The sequence below is a fragment of the Ideonella sp. genome (assembly GCF_041287625.1).
GTDB lineage: Bacteria > Pseudomonadota > Gammaproteobacteria > Burkholderiales > Burkholderiaceae_C > Ideonella.
Genome location: NZ_JBGGNH010000006.1, coordinates 71,853 through 90,704, shown reverse-complemented (window position 1 = coordinate 90,704; position 18,852 = coordinate 71,853). Strand labels below are relative to the sequence as shown.

General features: G+C 62.0%; 13 protein-coding genes. 8 read left to right on the top strand and 5 right to left on the bottom strand.

Annotated features, from left to right (window positions below; all coding sequences use genetic code 11):
* From ACAH41_RS01250 to ACAH41_RS01215, 8 genes are all read left to right on the top strand, one after another.
* Positions 1-705 (top strand): OmpA family protein, encoded by a 705-nt coding sequence (locus ACAH41_RS01250; RefSeq protein ID WP_325651769.1) that lies wholly within the window; start codon positions 1-3, stop codon positions 703-705.
* Positions 699-2,414: an EH signature domain-containing protein gene (locus tag ACAH41_RS01245; RefSeq protein WP_325651772.1), complete on the top strand. Its 1,716-nt coding sequence runs from the start codon at positions 699-701 to the stop codon at positions 2,412-2,414. Before ACAH41_RS01250 ends, ACAH41_RS01245 begins: the two co-directional genes overlap by 7 nt.
* Entirely contained in the window at positions 2,414-6,274 is a 3,861-nt protein-coding gene (locus ACAH41_RS01240; protein ID WP_325651773.1) for an SNF2-related protein, read from the top strand. The genes ACAH41_RS01245 and ACAH41_RS01240 overlap by 1 nt, the downstream gene beginning before the upstream one ends.
* A 38-nt stretch (positions 6,275-6,312) precedes the next feature.
* A complete protein-coding gene (gene xseA / locus ACAH41_RS01235; RefSeq protein WP_325651775.1) occupies positions 6,313-8,076 on the top strand; it encodes an exodeoxyribonuclease VII large subunit in 1,764 nt (587 codons plus the stop codon).
* Position 8,077: 1 nt separating this feature from the next.
* Entirely contained in the window at positions 8,078-8,410 is a 333-nt protein-coding gene (gene xseB, locus ACAH41_RS01230) for an exodeoxyribonuclease VII small subunit (RefSeq protein ID WP_325651777.1), read from the top strand.
* An 853-nt stretch (positions 8,411-9,263) separates the two neighbouring features.
* Positions 9,264-10,139, top strand: coding sequence for a hypothetical protein (locus ACAH41_RS01225; RefSeq protein ID WP_325651778.1), 876 nt, complete (start codon positions 9,264-9,266; stop codon positions 10,137-10,139).
* A 77-nt stretch (positions 10,140-10,216) separates the two neighbouring features.
* Positions 10,217-11,089, top strand: coding sequence for an OST-HTH/LOTUS domain-containing protein (locus ACAH41_RS01220; RefSeq protein ID WP_325651779.1), 873 nt, complete (start codon positions 10,217-10,219; stop codon positions 11,087-11,089).
* 97 nt (positions 11,090-11,186) lie between these two features.
* Positions 11,187-11,714, top strand: a complete 528-nt coding sequence (locus ACAH41_RS01215) for a thermonuclease family protein (RefSeq protein ID WP_325651780.1) — start codon at positions 11,187-11,189, stop codon at positions 11,712-11,714.
* 26 nt (positions 11,715-11,740) lie between these two features.
* On the opposite strand, the gene ACAH41_RS01210 is transcribed toward ACAH41_RS01215, so the two are convergent.
* From ACAH41_RS01210 to ACAH41_RS01190, 5 genes are all read right to left on the bottom strand, one after another.
* Positions 11,741-12,211, bottom strand: a complete 471-nt coding sequence (locus ACAH41_RS01210; protein WP_325651781.1) for a hypothetical protein — start codon at positions 12,209-12,211, stop codon at positions 11,741-11,743.
* Positions 12,208-13,419: a DUF2235 domain-containing protein gene (locus ACAH41_RS01205; protein ID WP_325651782.1), complete on the bottom strand. Its 1,212-nt coding sequence runs from the start codon at positions 13,417-13,419 to the stop codon at positions 12,208-12,210. The genes ACAH41_RS01210 and ACAH41_RS01205 overlap by 4 nt, the downstream gene beginning before the upstream one ends.
* A gap of 190 nt (positions 13,420-13,609) precedes the next feature.
* A complete protein-coding gene (locus ACAH41_RS01200; protein WP_325651783.1) occupies positions 13,610-14,836 on the bottom strand; it encodes a Wadjet anti-phage system protein JetD domain-containing protein in 1,227 nt (408 codons plus the stop codon).
* Positions 14,811-18,173: an SbcC/MukB-like Walker B domain-containing protein gene (locus tag ACAH41_RS01195; protein WP_325651785.1), complete on the bottom strand. Its 3,363-nt coding sequence runs from the start codon at positions 18,171-18,173 to the stop codon at positions 14,811-14,813. The genes ACAH41_RS01200 and ACAH41_RS01195 overlap by 26 nt, the downstream gene beginning before the upstream one ends.
* Positions 18,170-18,850, bottom strand: coding sequence for a DUF4194 domain-containing protein (locus tag ACAH41_RS01190; RefSeq protein ID WP_325651787.1), 681 nt, complete (start codon positions 18,848-18,850; stop codon positions 18,170-18,172). The genes ACAH41_RS01195 and ACAH41_RS01190 overlap by 4 nt, the downstream gene beginning before the upstream one ends.
* Between the last annotated feature and the right edge of the window lie 2 nt (positions 18,851-18,852).

Here is an 18,852-nt window from a genome sequence, read left to right as displayed (position 1 = left end):
ATGCTGGCGCGCATCGTTCTCAAGCGAGGTAGCAAGCACGACGGGGAGAGTCCGTTCTGGATTTCGTTCTCCGACCTGATGTCGGCGCTGATGGTTCTTTTCTTGGTGGTCATGGCAGTCACTCTGGTCGCGGTCACGCAAAGCATCGACGCCGCGACCCGAGGGGAGATTGAACGAACCGACGCCATCAACAAAGTGATGTCGATGATTGCGGGCGACCCGCTCAGCAAAGGTGTTGGCATAGACCAGCAGAACCACCGAATCGACCTCGGCAAAGAGGTTCGCTTTGAAAGTGGCAGCTACACCATCACCGCAACGGCAGGCGAGTTCCTGCGAACCTACGTCCCGGTGCTTCTGCGAGCCCAAGCCACAGACGAGGGGCAACGCTGGATGCGAAGCATCGTCATTGAGGGCTTTACCGACCAGGACGGCGATTACCTATACAACCTGCAGCTGAGCCTGAACCGAAGCCGCAGCGTCGTCTGCTCGTTGTTCCAGGGTACGCCCGGCTCGACCCCTTTGACGAGCGAACAACTGCGCAAGGTGCAGGAACTCTTCCTTGTTGGCGGCTACTCATTCAACTCCATCAAAACAGACAAGGCCGAGAGCCGGCGTGTCGAATTCAAGATTGACTTCTGGGGCCTCGGCGAACGCAAGCCCCCGCGTTCAAACGTGCTTGACGGCAAGGAGTTCGGCAAGTGCTAGAGGCCGCCCTCCACAGCCTCTCCCGCGACCTCGCTGCAGCCATTGGCGCGATGGGCTTGCACTCGGGTGAGTTCGGCAGGCCTGAGCTCGTTGAGAAGCCCGCCCGTGAGGCCGAAAGCCTCTTCCAAGGCTACGCGAAGGCCAAGCCTGGGAAGGAAGACGCCTATGCGGCTGCCTTGGCGTTCCTGCGCGGGAAGGCCCTGGACAGCTGGCAGCGTGACCTCATCGCCTCTGCGATTGCGACACCCATCAGCGAAGCCTCGGGTGCGATGGTCCTTGGGCATCGTGGCTTAGAGACGCTGTTGGCCTCATACGAAGCCGAAGCCAAGCGCGGTGAACTCTGGCGACTTACATGGCACGGCTTGCTTTACTCGTACTTCAACTTCGACCCAACGCTCGGTAAGGACGACGCGACGAAGGCGGGGTGGCTAGCTCTGCGGACCTTCCTAGAGCGGACGTGGCCGCTCATCGACAAGGAGGCTGGCGACACCTTGGTGCCGGATTGGGTCGGCGTACTTCGCCATGAAGCTGAAGTGCTGACGCAAGCGCCTGCGGAGAAGTACTCGCGGGCGTACCTCCGCGGAGACACGACTGCAACCGACCAACTCGCCGTCGACCTCGGCATTCCACCCTCAAGTTGGTTCTGGCATGCATTGGTTTTCGGTGCGGTCAAGCGCGCAACAGCCGAGGTAGACGCCGAGTTCAGAAGACTTCTGCCACAACTGCTCAAGCTCATCCAGGGCAAACCAGCACTCCGAGATGAAGCGCTCGAGCTCATCTTGGTTCGCTACCACGCGTGCAAGGGAGCACCACCGGATGAGCGCCTTCGGGACTTCGTGTGCCAGCCAACTGTTTGGAAGAACCCGAAGCTCAAGTCTGCCGGCATCGCAACAGCTTGGAATCGAGTTCCAGACCCTGTGTGGCAGATGGTGCTCAGCTGGGTGAACGAACGAAACCTCAAGGACTTCTTCGACATCCTGGCTGCGCGGAACCAGGCCGACGAGGGCCGCCTTGGGTTCTGGTCCAACTACCTCAAGCAGATTTCGTGGACCCGGCTGGTTTTCGGCGCAGACACGATGGCGCTCAAGCGAACGAACCCGGGAGTTCGCGACCTCATCGCGCGCGAAGAAGGCGCCTATGCCCAGCTTACTGGCAAGCGCGAGGTCGACGCGTTCATGATGCAAATTGGGTCGTTCCTCATCATCGAATTCAGCAAGAAGCCCAACGCTTGCTACGTCTATCAAGCGGACCAGTTGCCCTTTGAGCCCTACAGCAAGTTCTACGACGGAGGAACCAGCGACCTTGCTGCCGGCTTCCGAGTTGAATCCGCGGCGCGCATCGTTCACCGCGAAGGCTGGCAGGCGCGAGCTGCAGCCGAACTCCGTGCCCTCGGGATTCGCCCAGACCAGGTCGACACGCGGCAAGCAACAGCGGGTGGCTTCACCGGCGCCCGCGCGACCACCACCACTCGAACGACCGAGGCGCCTCCCCCAGCTCAACCCGAAACGTACGGACCCGACATGGTCGCGGTCCAGGTCCTCGTCACCAGATTCCGCGGGGCGCGCATCGACGACAAGCGTGTCTCGTCGAATGGTGGCCGTCTCTGGGTAGAAGACCCGCTCCAGCGCGTGCAGCTCGCCAGTGAACTCAAGGCACTGGGATTCCGGTGGTCGGATGGTCGGCAAGCTTGGTACTACCCGGGGAACTGATGCGAATTCTCGACTTCTTCAAACGCGCCATTGGTGCCAAGCCAGACGAACCCTCCCTAAAAACATCGTGGTCAGCCGAAGGGGTGCGCGTGGAGTTCGCCCATCCATTGCCTGAACCGACGGCGGAGGGGCTTCTCGAGGCGGTTCACGAAGCCGGTCCAGAAGACACCGTGCTCGCTGCATACCTCGCGCAACTGGTGGCTGAGGGTCGTTGCAGTCTGGACGCGCAGGGGGCTCTGTTGGCCTGGCGTGATGTTTACGAACTTCAAAGCGCCGCTGAGCACATTGGAGCCCTGCAGCTACTGGGTCTGCCGCCTGCTGGCCCGCTTCGACCTGTCCTGGACAGCACGAGCTCCTTGTCAGAGCCGGACTTCGATGTGGCCGTCTCCTCCTGGACCGACGGCACGCAATCGGTCGCCCTAGACCGAATTGACGGAGCCGTGGCAACGGTCGGAGGACAGCCGCAGATGCTGTCTGCCGCTGCCTGGGCCATGACACACGAGATTGCAGAGTTTCAACGCCGGCCTCAGTCCGAGCGAAGCCAGCACACGCAGGAGTTGGCCTGGGGTCGGATTCGGAAACTGGCGGACCGTGCGGGCGCGGTGTACGCGACCCCGTACCTCGAGACCACCTATGTTCTGACGCCAGATGTGCTGCGACTCCCCCTTTCGAAGGAAGAGACCCCCTTCGGACGGGTTCTCACGGTGTCGCCCACTTTCGAGGGGGCTCCCGATGGGTGGTTGAAGGCATTCGACGGGTACAACTCTGTCCAGCCGCACTACGACTTGACGCGCGGCGCCGGCCGCGTGCGCGTCGTCGTCTCTGAGCCTGTCCGGAAGGTGCTCAGCGTCATCAAGCGAGAGATGCCCGGCCGGCGGGTGGCCGGCGCGAAAGCCGAGAAGTTCATTCACAACCCCTGGGCATTCCTCGGTGAGTCGGCTCACGAGGTTCTTAGGGAGGACGAATTCCAAATCGACAAAGGTGCCGCCGGTTCGGTAGCAGCAGTCTTCAGCCTGGTAGGTCGCTTCGAGAGCGGGCGAGTTTCTTCCGTTGACCTCTCCGTCACTGAGCACTTCGCGGACGGAGCGGCGCGGACCGGCTCGCAGAAGTTCACCGACCCTGCTCAGCTAACCAAATTCGTTGACGCTCTGCGCCTCGCGTTGGAGCAGGACCGCGAGCGATTTGCGTGGGAGGAGTACGACCTGACCATAGATGGAGAGGCGACCTCTCAGCTTGAGCAAGGTCTGCAGCTGGCGCACCTCTGGCGCACGCAACCAGCAGAGCGCATCAACTTCGATGATGTCTATGAGATGGACGGCTACAGCGGCCGCATCGAAGGAATTGGCGCGGCCAGGCCCATCTACGTTCCCGTGTTTCAGCGAGACAAAAAGGAAGGTAGCGAGGACTCGGGCTGGCTTCCAACTGACCTGACGCCGCTGGTGAAGGTGACCCTCCAGGGTCATGAAGGCCAAGTGCTGGTTCCACTAACCCGGCAGTGGGTCGACGACTTCGCGAAGCAGGTGACCGAAGCCGAGGCCGCTGGGCAAACCGAGGTCACGAACCCCAGCCTCCCGACACCCGTCGCCACTGCACAGGCGAGAACCTTGGTCGACAGCTTCACGAGCATGCTTAGTGCGCAAGACAAGGTGAAGGGCGACGGCCAGGCCAAGCCGCGAGAGAAGGCCGGACCGAGGCAGACACTGCTTGTCAAAACGAACTTTCATGGTGTCGACTACATCGAGGAACGAAAAAACTCGTTGGCGCTGCAGCAGGATTGGCGGGCGACGCTGCCCAAGTGCCTGCGTCCTGGCATCGAATTGAAGCAGCATCAGCACTACGGCGTCGCGTGGTTCCAGCACCTGGTCGCCAAGGCACCCACTGAATGTCGCGGAGCGCTCTTGGCGGACGACATGGGCCTGGGGAAGACCCTTCAACTCCTTTCGGTCCTGGCTCAGTACTACGAGCACAACCCGAACGCAGCAGCGTCAATCATCTTCGCCCCGAAGAGCCTGCTAGAAAACTGGGCGAACGAGGCAAAGAAGTTCTTCACGCCCTCCTTCCCCGAGTTGCTGGTGCTCTACGGCGACGAGTTGAAGGCCCGCAAGCAGCCGCTCGGCCTCATCGACAGCCAGCTGCAGGCCAACGGCATCGTCGAACTGCTCAAGCCGGGTTGGGCGGGTACGGCCAAGGTGATTGTCACGACGTACGAGGTACTGACCTCCTACGAGTTCTCCTTCGCCAAGCAGCCTTTCGCGTTCGTCATCTGCGACGAGGCCCAGCGCATCAAGACGCCCGGCACTCTGGTGACCCTTGCGGCGAAGAAGCTCAAGGCCGACTTCAGGATTGCTTGCACGGGCACGCCAGTCGAAAACTCGCTGGCCGACCTCTGGTGCCTATTCGACCTGGTGCAGCCGGGCTTGCTGGGCGCCCTGGAGGAGTTCGGCAAGGCCTACCGTCGCCCCATCGAGTGCGAGACCGACGAGCAAAAGCAGGCACTCCTGGCCCTGCAGGCGGCGATTGCACCGCAGACCTTGAGGCGGACAAAGGCGGACATCGCCAGCGAGCTCCCGAAGAAGCTCTTCGCCCACAAGCGCGTGGACGAAGTTGTACTTAGCTTCAAGCCGCTCCTTGGGGAGGACGAGCGACTCGAGATTGCGCTGACGGAGCATCAGCGCATCCTCTACAAGGGCGGGCTGAAGAAGCTGCAAGATGCCGCCAAGGAATCGAACGGCCGCAAGCGAGCTCAGCTCTCGTTCGGCGCGCTCCACTTGATGAAGGCTGTTTGCGCCGAGCCGTACTGTCTGCCTGGCACGAAGTTCCTGTTGGACCGCTCAGGCCGGGATGCCCACCTCGGCAACTCGCCAAAGCTCCAATGGTTGCTGAATCGCCTCGGCGAAGTGCAGCAGGCTGACGAGAAGGCCATCGTCTTCACCGAACTGCGCGAAGCCCAGGCTGCGCTCTACTACTTTGTGCGCGAGACGTTCGGCCTGCGGCCGTTCATCATCAACGGTGACTCTCAGGGACGGCAGGGCTACATCGACAAGTTCTCTGCCAAGCCAGGCTTTGACGTCATCATCCTTTCGACTCTCGCCGCAGGTGCAGGTCTCAACGTCACCGCCGCCAACCACGTCTTCCACTTCACGCGCGCGTGGAACCCATCCAAGGAAGCTCAGGCTACGGACCGTGCGTTCCGGATTGGTCAAGAGCGAGACGTGTTCGTCTACTGCCCTACCGTCGTTGCCGACGACTTCAGCACATTCGAAGTGCGCCTCGACCAGCTGCTCAAGCGCAAAGCCGGGCTCGCGGGCGCTACGCTTGACGATGGTGGGCTGACGGCCATGCTCAACGGCTCTGGGAAAGACGCCTCCTTCACCGAGCTCGTGAGCGGGGACGGTGATGGCGAGGCGCTGCCACAGCGATACCTCACGATGGACGATGTCGACCGAATGGACGGTGACGGGTTCGAGGCCTTCTGCTGCCTCCTTTGGTCTAAGCGCGGCTACCAGTCGAGCGTCACGCCAAAGCGCGGCGGCGATGGGGGTGTCGACGTGGTCGCATTGATGGGCCGCACCGGCGAACTGCTCCAGTGCAAGAGCTCAAAGTCAGCCGATGTCGGCTGGGATGCCATCAAAGAGGTGACCGCTGGTGCCGCCAAATACCAAGCGCGTTTCGCCGGGACGAAGCTCAGGAAGGTCGCTGTGACCAACCAACGCTTCAACGGCGGCGCCGTGCTCCAGGCGGAGGCCAACCACGTGGAGCTGGTGACGCGACCCCAACTCGAAGACTTCTTGGGCGAGCACCTAGTCACCAATCACGAATTCGATGAGGCTCTCATGGCATGGGCCTCGGTGAGTGGCTAACTGTGCCTGGCCACATCGCATAGGTACATTGTCCGCCCATGCCCAACACCTACCTCACCGTCCCGTTCAAAGAGAAGGACTCAGTCAAGGCCCTTGGAGCCCGCTGGGACAGTGACGCCAAGCGCTGGTACGTGCTCGATGGGCTGGACTTGGCACCCTTTGCTAGCTGGCTTCCGAACTCGCCACAGGCATCGGCCGCCCGAGAGGTCGCCCCATCTAGCCCATCGACAGCGCTGCAGACCGCGCAGCGCGGGGTGCCACTCTCCCGACTCCTGCAGGGCGTAGCCAAGGCCGTTGCCGACGCCTACTCCTCCGGTGTATGGACGACCGCCGAGGTCCTGCGCGCCTCCGTCAAAGACGGTCATGTCTACCTCGAGCTGTCGGAGCGAGACGGCGATGGTCGCGTCCTTGCGAAGGCCAACGCCGCCATCTGGTCCCGAACCGCGGAACGCATCATCCCGGAATTCGAGCGAGCCACCGGGGCCACCCTCGGCGCCGGCATCAAGCTTCTTGTTCGCGCTCGACCGGTCTTCAAGCCGCAGTTTGGTTTCTCGCTTGAGATTGACGCCATCGACCCGACGTACACCCTTGGGGACCTGGAAGCGAAGAAGCGAGAGCTCCGCGAGCGCCTGAAGCGCGAGCAGCTCTTTGGCGTCAACAAGCGCCTGCCGGCAGTGTGGGACTTCTGCGCGGTACTCGTGGTCGCACCGCAGGGAGGCGCAGGCCTGGGTGACTTCTCGAAGGAAGCTGACCGGCTTGCCAAGTTCGAGGTCTGCCGCTTCACCTACGTGCACAGCAGATTCCAGGGCGAAGGCGCCGCGGGGGAGATTGTTGAGGCCCTCATAGCCGGACTGGCTCAGTTCCCGGCCGGCGAGTCTCCAGACGCGGTCATCCTCATCCGAGGCGGCGGCGCCGTGAACGACCTGGCCTGGTTGAACGACTACGCGCTCGCGCGCTTCATTTGCGAATGCCCTGTGCCCGTGCTCACCGGTATCGGTCACGAGCGAGACAGCACCGTGCTCGATGAGGTGGCCCACACTTCCTTCGACACGCCTAGCAAGGTCTTCGCCGGCATCGAAAAGCTGGTCACCCAGAGAGCGCGCGAAGCCCGAACCGCATTCGAGGGCATCGTCAATCAAGGGCGCCGCGACATCGACCGGATGCAGACTTCTCTCGAGCGACTGGACCGTGAGGTCAAGGCAGCTGCCTCGAGCACCCTCGCCGACGCCCGTGCGCAGTGCTCGCAGTTGATGGCGGACCTGCGGCTCGACTCAGTGCGTGTCGTGCATCGAGCAGCGGGAGAGGTGCAAGAGCTTTTCGGAGAAGTTCGAAACGGCGCGACCGGCCACGTAACGCAGGCCAAGCATGTCGTTCCTGCGGCGCTGAGCGTCGTCAAGGCTGAAGCGTTCTCGGCATTGCGGACCGCCAAGGTCCAGCTGGACGCCACCTTGCCTGCGATTTTCGACCGAGCAGGTCTGGACGTTCGGCGCTCTCGGGATGCGACCGACGGCGAGTTCAACGACTTAGTAGACCGCTCGCGTCAAACCATACGAGACGCGTCCACTGGTGCGCAGGCGCTGTTTCGCGAGATTGCAGGCCAAGGCCCGCAGAAGACACTCGGGCGAGGCTTTGCCATCGTTCGGGGCACCGACGGCAAGACGCTCACCAGCGCCGAGAGCGCAGCTTCGGCGGAAAGCATCGAGGTCGCGTTCAGCGACGGCAAGGTCGATGCGACAGTGCGGGACATCAAACTCGAAGCCTCAGACGAGGTCCTCGGCAAACTTGATATTGGAGACAAGTGATATGGAAGCCCGAACCTTTCGTGAGGCCTATGGCGTGTTGCAGGAACACGCGGAGACGCTGCGCGAGCAGACCGAGCCCAACATCGACGACCTCCTATCCATCGTCACCGAATCGGTCGCGGCGTACAAGGTCTGCAAGGAGCGCATCGACGCTGTCGAGAAAGCACTCCAAGCCGCACTGACTGATGTGGGAGGCGACGTCGGCCGGCCGCCCACGGGTGAGGACGGCGGCGGTGAACAAACGGAGCCGGCTTCCCGAAGGGCTCAAGCTAGGCCCGCGGCAAAGCGGTCGAGTACCAGCTTCGACCAAATGGACGACGACGTGCCTTTCTAGCTGGTGTCCGACCCCTCGGATGAGACGTCTATGACACGGGTCGGCGCGAAACCGGAAAATGCACCCCGCAAATCCTTATGTCCTCTCGGTGCTTTGCAGCGGGCAATGTTCGAGGACCGCCCCCCTTGGGCAGGCAGGCGGTAGCCGAACGGCTGGCCTCTTTGCGAGGGGCCCAGTAGCCAGACGGTACCCGGTCGGCAACTCGCAGCGGGCTCGTTCACTCATCGTGCGTGCCTGCTTGAGGATTGAAACGCCGAGTCATTGGCAGGATGCGCCCGCGCTTGACTCGTAAGCCACGCTCGCAAGGTCACCCGCGGCGCCACAACTTCTTCACGAACTTTTGAGCCGTGGCCGCTTGCGAACGAGCCTGCGTCTGCGTAAAGTTCTCCCATCGCTTCGGCATCAGCCGCAGCGCCAACACTGGCAGGGCATCCGCCTGACGCCACCAGAGGACCTGAACGCCAACAGCGCGTCTACAGACCTCGCTCCGGACTCGTTCTGAGTCACGGACACCCCGACGAAACGCAACGCCCGAAGTCCGTCTGCGACTTCCGCTGCTTCAAGCGCTCCGCGCTCGAGCCAGCCGCTCTTTAAAAATCTGCGCGCAACCCACCGACCGGTCGGAGCCGAACAAACGCCCGAGCGGAGTACGCACAAGAACAACAGCTGTCGGTTGCAACTGACTCGCCCAGTACGGCGAGACCAGCCCTCCCCTATCTATCTGCCCGACGCACGGCGTCGGGTTCTGCACATCGCCGCACCGCGCCAGCGCAAGCTGCCTGGCCCAGCGCGATGAACGCAAGCCCATTCAATCTTTGCTAGCAAAGCAGCACGTCACTCAAGCACAGCAAGCATGCGCTCAGCCGACGCTGATTCAACGCATTCAAACCAACTTCAACCTGCCGATAACGCAGTGTTTCACTACATCCAAGGAAATAAAAAAATGAGCGGAAGAGACCCACAAGCCCTGTTGGCAAAGGCCGCAGGCACGAGCAACCGCAAGAGCGGAAAGCAAACGCGCCACATGAAGGAGGCCGGCATCCTTGCCGACCTGTTCGCACAGCTGTCCGTGCGGCTCACCGCCGGAGAGGTGGAACCTGCACGGAAGATGTCGCATCAAGCGCATGCACTTCTTGAGGTGTTGGCGGCACTGGATGCCCAGGACGAGCACCCAGAACTCTCGTCGCCAAAGTGCGATGAGCGTCTGCAGGCAGCCAAGGCTTGGAAGCGGCTGATGCGGCCCGATGCATGGACCACCGACGAACTGCGCGACCACTTCGAGACCCGACGCTTCTCCTACATCCGATTGGCTCCGCTGCCGGCCCTGCCAACGTCAAAACCGAGGGAAGCGTACAAGGGTGGCATCTACGAGACTGTGTTCCTGCCGGACGACCCGAAACGCGCCAAGAAGCTCGGCCTGCCGGAGGCATACGCATTCAGACACGGCGTGACAACCGCCGGCTTCAAATTGAGCCTGCATTCGGCGATTGAGCGCAAGATGCGCCCCTCCAAGCGTGGTGACGTTATCGTCCAGTCAATTATGCGAACGGGGCCGGACCTGGACTGGGTTTTCAATACGCTGCTCGTCTACAAAGAACATTTCTCGTGGTATGACAAGCAGCATTCCCTCCCCTACAGCATCCACTCAACCACGTATGCCGAAGCCGCGGAAGAACTCGCGGCCGCACGTGGTGGTAAGAAGCAGCAGGGTCCCGGAAGTCGCCGATGAACTACTTCATCTGAGCCAGCGTAAGCGCGCGTTGAAGTGACGTTTCAGGTGCGGTCGCAAAAGCATGGAGCATCAGCGTGACAGAAGACGTGACCAGCGAACAGCACGAAGTCCAGCGCAAGATGGGGAGATGCCTCCTGCGTCTCCAGCAGTACGAAAAACTCCTAAAGGCCTTGGCCGCCCATCAGTCCATTGAAGGACCCGGCGACCAACTGATGACCATTCGCGACCAGAAAGCCGAGGGTCTGAAGAACAAGACGCTTGGGCACTTGGTCGGCGTTCTCACGGGCTCGTACCTGTCGGTGCAAGGGGCCGAGTCCGGGGACGCCGGGCCCGATGAACCGCGGGACGACGTGCCGCGTTCCGGTTGGATTCGCAGCCATTCGACCATCGCGATGAGCCCGGAGAGCTACGCCGAGACGGTACAGCAGCTGAGCGAGCTGGTTGCGCTGCGCAACAACCTTGTGCATCACTTCATCGAGACCTACGACGTGTGGACGCTCCAGGGATGCCGCGACGCCGTCGCGTACCTAGACGATGCGTACCTGAAAGTTGACTCCCACTACGCCACGCTCGCGGCTTGGGCGAAGAGCATGCAAGACGCGCACGCCGTGACAGCCTCATTCTTTGCAAGCAAGGCCTGGGAAGACTATTTCGTCCATGGCATCGCCCCCGAAGGCACCGTCGACTGGCCGCGAGCGACGGTGGTTGAACTTTTGCGGGAAGCGACCACCGCGCACGCCCAGGCCGGTTGGACCAACTTGGCAGATGCCATCAGACGCATCGGGGCCTTGCACCCCGAACAGACCCCGAAACGGTACGGGTGCACTTCATGGCGGCAGGTTCTGCACGAGAGCAAACACTTCGAAGTTCGACGCGACAAGGCAATGGACGAATCGCCGGGACAAACTTGGTATCGACGCCGCGATGACGCGGGCAAGAGCAGCTGAAGTATCCAAGGCACTGGCGAGCGCGTGATGTCAGCCCGTGCAACAGAGCACTGGGCCGCCTGAAGCCTTGCTCATAACACTCGATAGCATTCAGCCCATGTTCAAGAGTTCCTTCACCCTGCCGCTGCTTCATATCCTCGCAGCGGTGGCGTTCACGGCAGTCTTCGGAGTGGCTGCAGCAAAGAGTCTGAGTGGCGAGGTCGTCGGCCTCGCCGACGGCGATACCTTGACGGTCCTAGACGACGCCAAATCGCAGCACAAGGTCCGCCTTGCTGGCATCGACGCGCCAGAGAAGAAGCAAACGTACGGTAGTCGGTCCCGGCAGAGCTTGTCCGCCATGGTCTTCCGCAAGCACGTGGTCGTCGATTGGAAGAAGACCGACCGGTACGGCCGGATTGTCGGCAAGGTGCTCGTTGGCGAAGTGGACGCCGGCCTTGAGCAGGTCGCGCGTGGCATGGCGTGGCACTACAAGGCCTACGTTCGCGAACAGTCAGCCGAGGACCGCACCTCGTACGCGGCCGCAGAGGAGCAGGCACGCTCGGAACGGCGTGGTCTATGGCGCGAGCCGCAACCCACCGCTCCCTGGGAGTTCCGTCGAAGTCTCGCAGCGCATCAGACGGATTGACGTTGTTCGCTTGACCACGGCAGGCATCACAGCTTGAAGCTGTTTCCGGCCGCACGCTGTCGGAGCGCCTCTATCCCAAGTTCGTTCTTTGCACTTGTGAGAAACCCAGTAGCCAGGTAGATGGTATTCAGGCCAGGCCGCCACTCCTCCCTCTGAAGCTTCGGGCCAAGTGCTTCAACACTCATCTCGATTGCGCGGGTCACGGCAGCCGCCGCCATAGCCTTGGCAGCAACTAGATGCCAGTCACGCGAGCGCTCCAGTTCGGCCCTCGACCCATCTACCAAGCCCAACGCAAAGGTCAAGGCATCCTCCACTGCGGTCTCGTCGAAGAGCAGCTGTTGCAGTGCCAAGGCTCGCGCAAACGCCTCAGCGTCCACTGCCACCACTCCGGCAGCGATAGCGTCCTTCATCTCCTTCAGCGCCGTCCTGCTGCGAAGCGCCTCTTCGAGGGAGATTCCACCCCACCAAAATGGCGGGGTTTTGTCCGTATCACTCATGAAACGACCACCCGACCGTCAAGTCGCGTGTGAATGAAGCGCAGAAGCGCGAGTTCGTCGGCTCGGCGAAGGGCCGCGTTCACAAATGGGCGGCTGAACCTATAGTCATGACTGGACTCAAGGAGGTAGTCGACGAGGCTTCTATGCATATGGAAGCCGTTCGTCGGCTCGCGGCCACCCAACCACAACCGTGGCGTCGGTGTCGACGTGATAAACATTCCCCGAATTTCGTGGTGCACCGCATCCAGCGCATCCGCCTGAAGCAACCAGGGACTCGGCGACCGCACCAGAAGCCCATACTCTGAAGCCTCACGCATCATCCAACGCAGCGCGTTGTCGGACAGCTTGTCCTTGCCGGTCTTGTATCCCCCGCCGACATCTGCGTGTGCTCCTGGGAACCAGACCTGCATGAGGTCTGTGCTCCCCGCACTGGACCTCCACAGAAGCGGCTCGAAGGTACTGCGAATCTCGTGCGCGGCAATAGCGTGTCGCGCCGTCATCACGGCGGGTGGGACATCGACCTGATGAAACTCAGTGAACGGCGCCATGAGCCAGCCTTGTCGCGAAGGAATACCAAGCGACGCCACTGTGTCCCAGACGCCAAGGAAGTGCATCGGAACGTAGAACTGGTCTCGCGTTGCGCGTCTATAGCCGGTGAGGTTGTAGAGGAACTCCTGCAGTTCCGACTGCGCCGGGTCAAGGGCCCGCTCATACAGCATCCAGGCTTCTTCTACCTTGTCCAGGTGACCAAGAAGCAGCAGACCAACAACGTCGAGAAAGCCAGCTAGGGAGCGCGCTGCGAAGGCCCCGCGGCTGAATCCGAACAGGAACACTCTGTCCTCACTGCGCTCCCGGTAGTGTCGGCAGACAAAGTGGTAAGCACCCCGTATGCGGGCAGCTGTGCCCTTGCCGAAAGCACCGCCCCACTTTTCTCGCACGAAGTCCGGCACTGGCCCCGGGAACTCGTCGCCCAGGAGCTTTTGCAACTGCGCCCGGTAGTCCTCATCTACCCAGCTGAGGTCGTCGAACTTGGGCTTGGTGCCAACACCTTGGATGTACAGCGGGAGTTGTTCGACGTCGGCCGCCGAACACTTGGGCGTGGCCTCGAAGAGCTTCCGGACGTTTGTGGGCGACGAAGAGTTGCCCCGATTCCACGTTCCGTCAATGAAGACTGCGATGTTCCTCCGCGGCCCACTCGGCACTTGCATTCGCTTCTCCCGTCTATCTTTTCTGCTCGAACTGTCGTCTCATCCCGAGGTTGGATGAATCGGAGCTTCCTATACACCTCAGCAGTGTTCGGTGGGAACAAGTGATTGGACGCTGCACTTCAAGGAGGAGTCAGCTGTACTCCCCCTCCTTTTCCACCTTAACTAGCGCCCTGCCTAACCAAGCTGGCGTTCACCCATCTCCAAGTACCACATGCGGCGGAGCTTCCCGCTCAGCCAGCGGCACTTCCGAAAGCGCTGCAATCAACGTCTCCAGCGCAGTGTCCCAGACGATTCGCTCTTGTTCCAGGCGGACCTTCTGACCCCAGGCGTTTGCACGCAGACCTTCGTATACCGCGCGTTCGGGCTGAACGAGCGTTTCAAGGGGCACATTGGGGCACTGTGTCGGCTCTTGCGCCCACAGCTGGCGATGCGCCAGCAACGTCCCCTCATCCATGAGGACCGAGCGCAATTCGGGCAAGACACGCCGAGCCCGGTCGAGAATGGCGAAGCCATGAGTGTCGATGTCGCCCCAATACACCATCGCCTTTGCCCCGCGCAGCCAGGGCAACGCATCTAGAGCAATTACCGCATTGCCGAGTCTCATGATGGCCACGGCTCCAGCCATATCCGGCAGCGCCAATCCCGTCTCTTGGTTCTCGACGATGACAATCGACGTTGGCGCGATAGGCAACGCGGCGAGGTCGCCGACTGGAGCTTCAATGTCCCGCAAACCACCGACCAACCGCCTTAGTCCTGGACACAGGAGCCTGACGCGAACGCGATGAGGTGGCTTCGCAAGGCCGCACAGCTCAAAGAATCCTGCGTCGTCTTGCGCGCCGCGAATCACCCGCAAGAGGCTGGCCACAACCGCCGTTCGCTGCTCAATCCACTTGGTGTCCAGCCCCTCGACAGGCAGTTGACGCAAGTACAGGTTTGAAGACGGATTCGCGTCCAGCCACGCAAGCAATGAGAAAAGGCGCTCGAAGTCCGGCTCGGCGTAGCTCTCCAGCGCAGAGAAGCGCCCCGTGATGGCCGTCGACTTCCGAAGAACTGGCCATTTCGCCACTAACCGCGCGTATCGCGACGACGCTGTCTCCCAGCGTCGGCTCTGCGCTGCCACCACAGCCACTTCCCCTGCATCCGCCAGCACCAAACCCGCGGGAAGTCGCTGCCCGCCGAGCCGCGCGAACTGCCGTTCTTCCCAGGTGACAGTTCCAGCCGCCTTCCACTGTGACCAGGACTCGGCCCAAGCCCGCACGCCCGCTGGGTCCGCGGCGACGTCGTTCTCCGTCGGCACGCCGAGGTTTAGCAGCAATGGCCACGCACCGTCTCCCACCAACCAGTTCTGCTTCTGGTTGTCGTAGCGCTTGGTCAGGAAACTGCGAGCTTCCTCAGTCGACAGCAGCTTCTTCGGCATGGCGCAGGTCAGGAGACAGCTTCAGGCGCTTGGCATCGTCGTCATAGTCGATGGGAATGACCGTAGACCGCTTGCGGTCCTTGATGTGGACGAAGCACGCGCCGCCGATGAACGGCTCGAGCGTCATCACGTTCTTCATCGGCGTGGCGATGATGGTCTGGAAGCCAAAGGTCTTGAAGATATTCATCGCCATGGCGGTGAACTCCTGGTCGGCTTTGTCGAACGCCTCGTCCAGCGCCACTGTCGGATACGAGGGCAGCGCCCGGTCCTGGCCACCCAGTTGGTAGCGCAGTGCGGCCGCAAGGCAGGTTGCTGCCAGCTTCTGGCGCTGGCCACCCGACTTGCCCGCGCCGCTGTGGTAGACCTCAACCTCCAAACCGTCGACATCTAGTTCGCGCGCGATGAACTCGACGTGTTGGCGCACGTCGAGCACGAGGTTGCGCCACTTCAGGTCGACGGACTCGTGGCTGGCAAGCCGCTTGACCAGGGCTTGCAGCACCTTGAAGCGCTTCTCGGCCGTTTCCTTGTCCAGGGTGCCAAAGGAATAGCTGAGCGCTTCCTTGAGCGTCGCACGGAACAGCACCACTTCCTCAAGCACCTTGTCCTTCGTGTCGATGACGAGGTGGGTACCCGGGTTGAACGGCGCGGTCTTCAGGCTTTCGTTGACCAACTCCATGCGCTGGCGGATGGCAGCGCGTTCCTGGTTGACCTTAGTCGCCAGCGTGGAGACGTGGCGGTCGCTCTGCTCGCGCAGCAATGCAAAGAAGCGCTCCTCGAACTCCGGCAGCCGGTCGTTCTGCAGCCGGGCAAGCTTGCCAAAGTAGTCCGGGGCGCTCTCAATTGTCGGGTCAAGGCCGTCGGACTCAGCCAGCCAGCGGCGGTTGAACTCGGCGAAGCGCTGAACGATGGCGTTCTTCAGCTCGATGATGCGTTCGTTCAGCTTGTTGCGCTCGGTGCTGAGGGCACGTTCCACCTGGATGGCCGACGAGTCGATGTTGTCGAAGGTGAGCGTCAGCTCGTAGCGCGCGAAGCGCTGGTTCAGCGCCTCGAGCTGGGTGGGCGTCTCGGCGACGAGCTGATGGCGACTCTCGCTTTCGAGCAGTCGACCCTCGACCTTGCGGATGTCCGTGCCGACAGCGCCCGTCGCAATGTCCTGCTCGTTCTTCTTGCGCACAGCCTCTCGGTGCACTTCGTCCTGCCTTTTGATGAGGTCGTCCATTCGAGCCAGGTCTGGCCTCGCTGTCTTCTCAGCGTCGATGCGGCGGGTCAGGTCAGTGACACGGTCCAGCAGGGTGGCAACGTCAACCTCGTTCCACGACATGTTCGCCAGCGTCTGGCACAACAGGGCCTGGGTGTCGCGTTCATCGTCCTTGGCGTTGAGTTCCCGAAGTTGAGCCTCGATTTCGGAGATACGGGCCCCAAGCTTTGCGGCGTCCTCCTGGTACAGGGCGAGCTTGGCGTGGTTGTCGAAGCCCAGCACCCACTGACTGCGGTCGTTAATGTTGTCCCGGTCGTTCTTCTCGTGGCGTGTCGTGTTGTGCTTGACTAGACCCTCCTTCGTGACCGCGCGCCGCGAGGCCCGGAAGGCGGTCAGGCTATCTGCACACTCGAAGTCGAAGTGGGTCTTGAGCTCCTCGCGCAGCCAATCTGCGTGGGCGTTCGGCGCAATGTTGAGCTTGCGAACCAGTGAGCTTGGGTGCACGCCCTGATTGCCCGAGGTCTGCGACATCACGCGGAAGTACGCCAAACGCGTGCCCAGGTGCCGGGAGTTCACGAACGTGGAGACAGCACCGTAGTAACGGTCGTCCACCAAAATGGAACGGGCGAAGCCGCCCATCACACGCTCGATAGCACCCTGCCAATCCGCCGCGTCCGACTTCACTTCGAGCAGTTCGCCCACGAACGGAAGCTTCGCTTCGTCGATGCCGAGGTCGGCCGCGATAGCCTGCCGGATGCCAAGCAGCCGCGCAGGGATGTTCGAGTCCTGCGCCTGCATCGCTTTGATTTCGGTGACGAGGTTTGTGAAGCGAGTTGACTTGTCCTTCAACTCGCCCTTGAGCTCGTCCTTTTGACCCTCAAGCTCACGCCGCAGCTGGCCCGCGTTCAGCACCCGCTGACGCGCCTTCTCTACTATCTGGACAAACCAAACGGGGGTGTCGGGCATGGCCCAGCCCAGTGCCGTACAGGCGGCAACGGCAAGGTCCCGCTTCTTCAAGCGTTCCGGGCGTTCGGCATTCGCTGCCGCGAGGTCGCGTTGCAGTTGCTCGAGGATGCCCCCGCCCATGCCCAGACGCTGCTGCTGCATGTCGGTTAGCTTGCCGAACTCGTGTTCGACCTGCTCGCCCAGCCGCAACGCGGCCTGCGTTGAGCCCTCCATGTCTACCTTCAGCTCCGCGATGCGCTCACGCAGCATCTCTCGCCGACGCCGCTCCTTGTAGTGGTCCAGCCCCTCGGCCACTTCGCGCAGGACATTGGTCTCGTTCACGGCCTTTTGCCGCTCCAAGTCGTCCAACTGAGCGGGGATGAGCGTCTCCACTTGCTCGCGGGCAGCGACCACCCGCTGGTGCGCTTCATTCAGCGTCCCGAAGCCCTCGACCAGGGCTGCTGCCTCCTTGAAGGTCTCGGGCGCGTCGAGCATGAAGTCGCGCAGGAAGAAGTTCAGGTCTCCCAAATCCTTGGCCGACTGCGTCTTGTGCAGCAAGCGCAGAGCGCGCTCGTTGTCGATGCCCAGCAGACGCTGAAACCGCTCCTGATAGCCGCTGAACTCGCGAAACATGTCGGCTTCGGGCAGGTCGGTTTTGAACCGGCGCACGTCGAAGTCATGGGTCGGAAAGAAGTCCAGCTCCTGGACGTTGAACTCCCTCTCCATCGTCAGGTACACCCGGGACGCCTCCGTTGGCGCTGTGGCATTGCCTCGGACCCAGAGCACCTGGGCCAGCGTCACCACCCTTCCCTGCTCGTTGCGGTAGGTTTCAGAGATGGCCGACCAAGTGGTGCCGGTACGGACGTACTGCTTGACTGCTTCGCCACTCTCGGACGTCTGCGTGGCCCAAGCGCCGCGCAGATACGTCATCACACTGCGGTCCTTGCCATGGCGTTCGTTCTCCCGGGCAGCAACGTTGAAATCAACCCACTTCGGCGGCGTCATCAGTGCAGCGTGCGCATCCAGCACAGTGGACTTGCCGGAGCCAGAAGGCCCAACGAAAAGGTAACCTTCCCGCGGGATGGGGAAGTCGAAGACATTGGCGAACGTACCCCAGTTGAACGTCTGGATGCGGGTCAGCCGAAACTGGTCGCTGGCGCCATCCAGCGTGACGGCCTGTCCGAATGGATTCATACTGTCTCCAGGTCGCCGCCTGCCGCGCCATCGTCGTTCACTGGTGGCTCATCAGGCAAGCCACTGTCCTCACCGCCTTCCGAGGGTTGCGCCTCGGCGAGGGATTCGTACGTGCGCATCAACCCCTGGATTTCCTCCGCTGAGAACAACAACTTCAGGGTCGGCGCCACCTCGTAACGCTCTTCGTTGCGGCCCAGCTTGCGCAGCAGGCTCAGCGTCTTGGCCTTCTCGACTGCGTTCACCGTCTGGCGCTCGAATCTAGCCCGGTCGGAGTTGTCGGCCTTCTCGAACACGCTCAGGTGCTCTTGCATCTCCTGCACAGAAACCACCGCGCGCTCGCCCTGGGCGTCGGCCTGGGTCAGTTTCTGACGCAGGAACAGCAACAGCGCCGACTCGATGAAGGTCAGCGGCGCCTTGCGCAGCAGGATGGGCACGTCCAGCTGGTCGGAGACCACCTGGCGGGTGAAGGCGACCTTCTGCTCGTGGTCGATGACAAGGTCCAGAAACAATTCGTGCAGACGCGAACGCAGTGCTTTCTCGTCTTGCACGAGCACCGGCCAGAGCTTGCTCTGGCGCCGGGCGTCCACGGACGGACCTAGCAGCAGCTGAACCAAAACCCGGCGCGTGTCCATCTTGAGCTCACCGGTGTCGCCTGTGAAGCTGTCTTTGTCGCCCACCG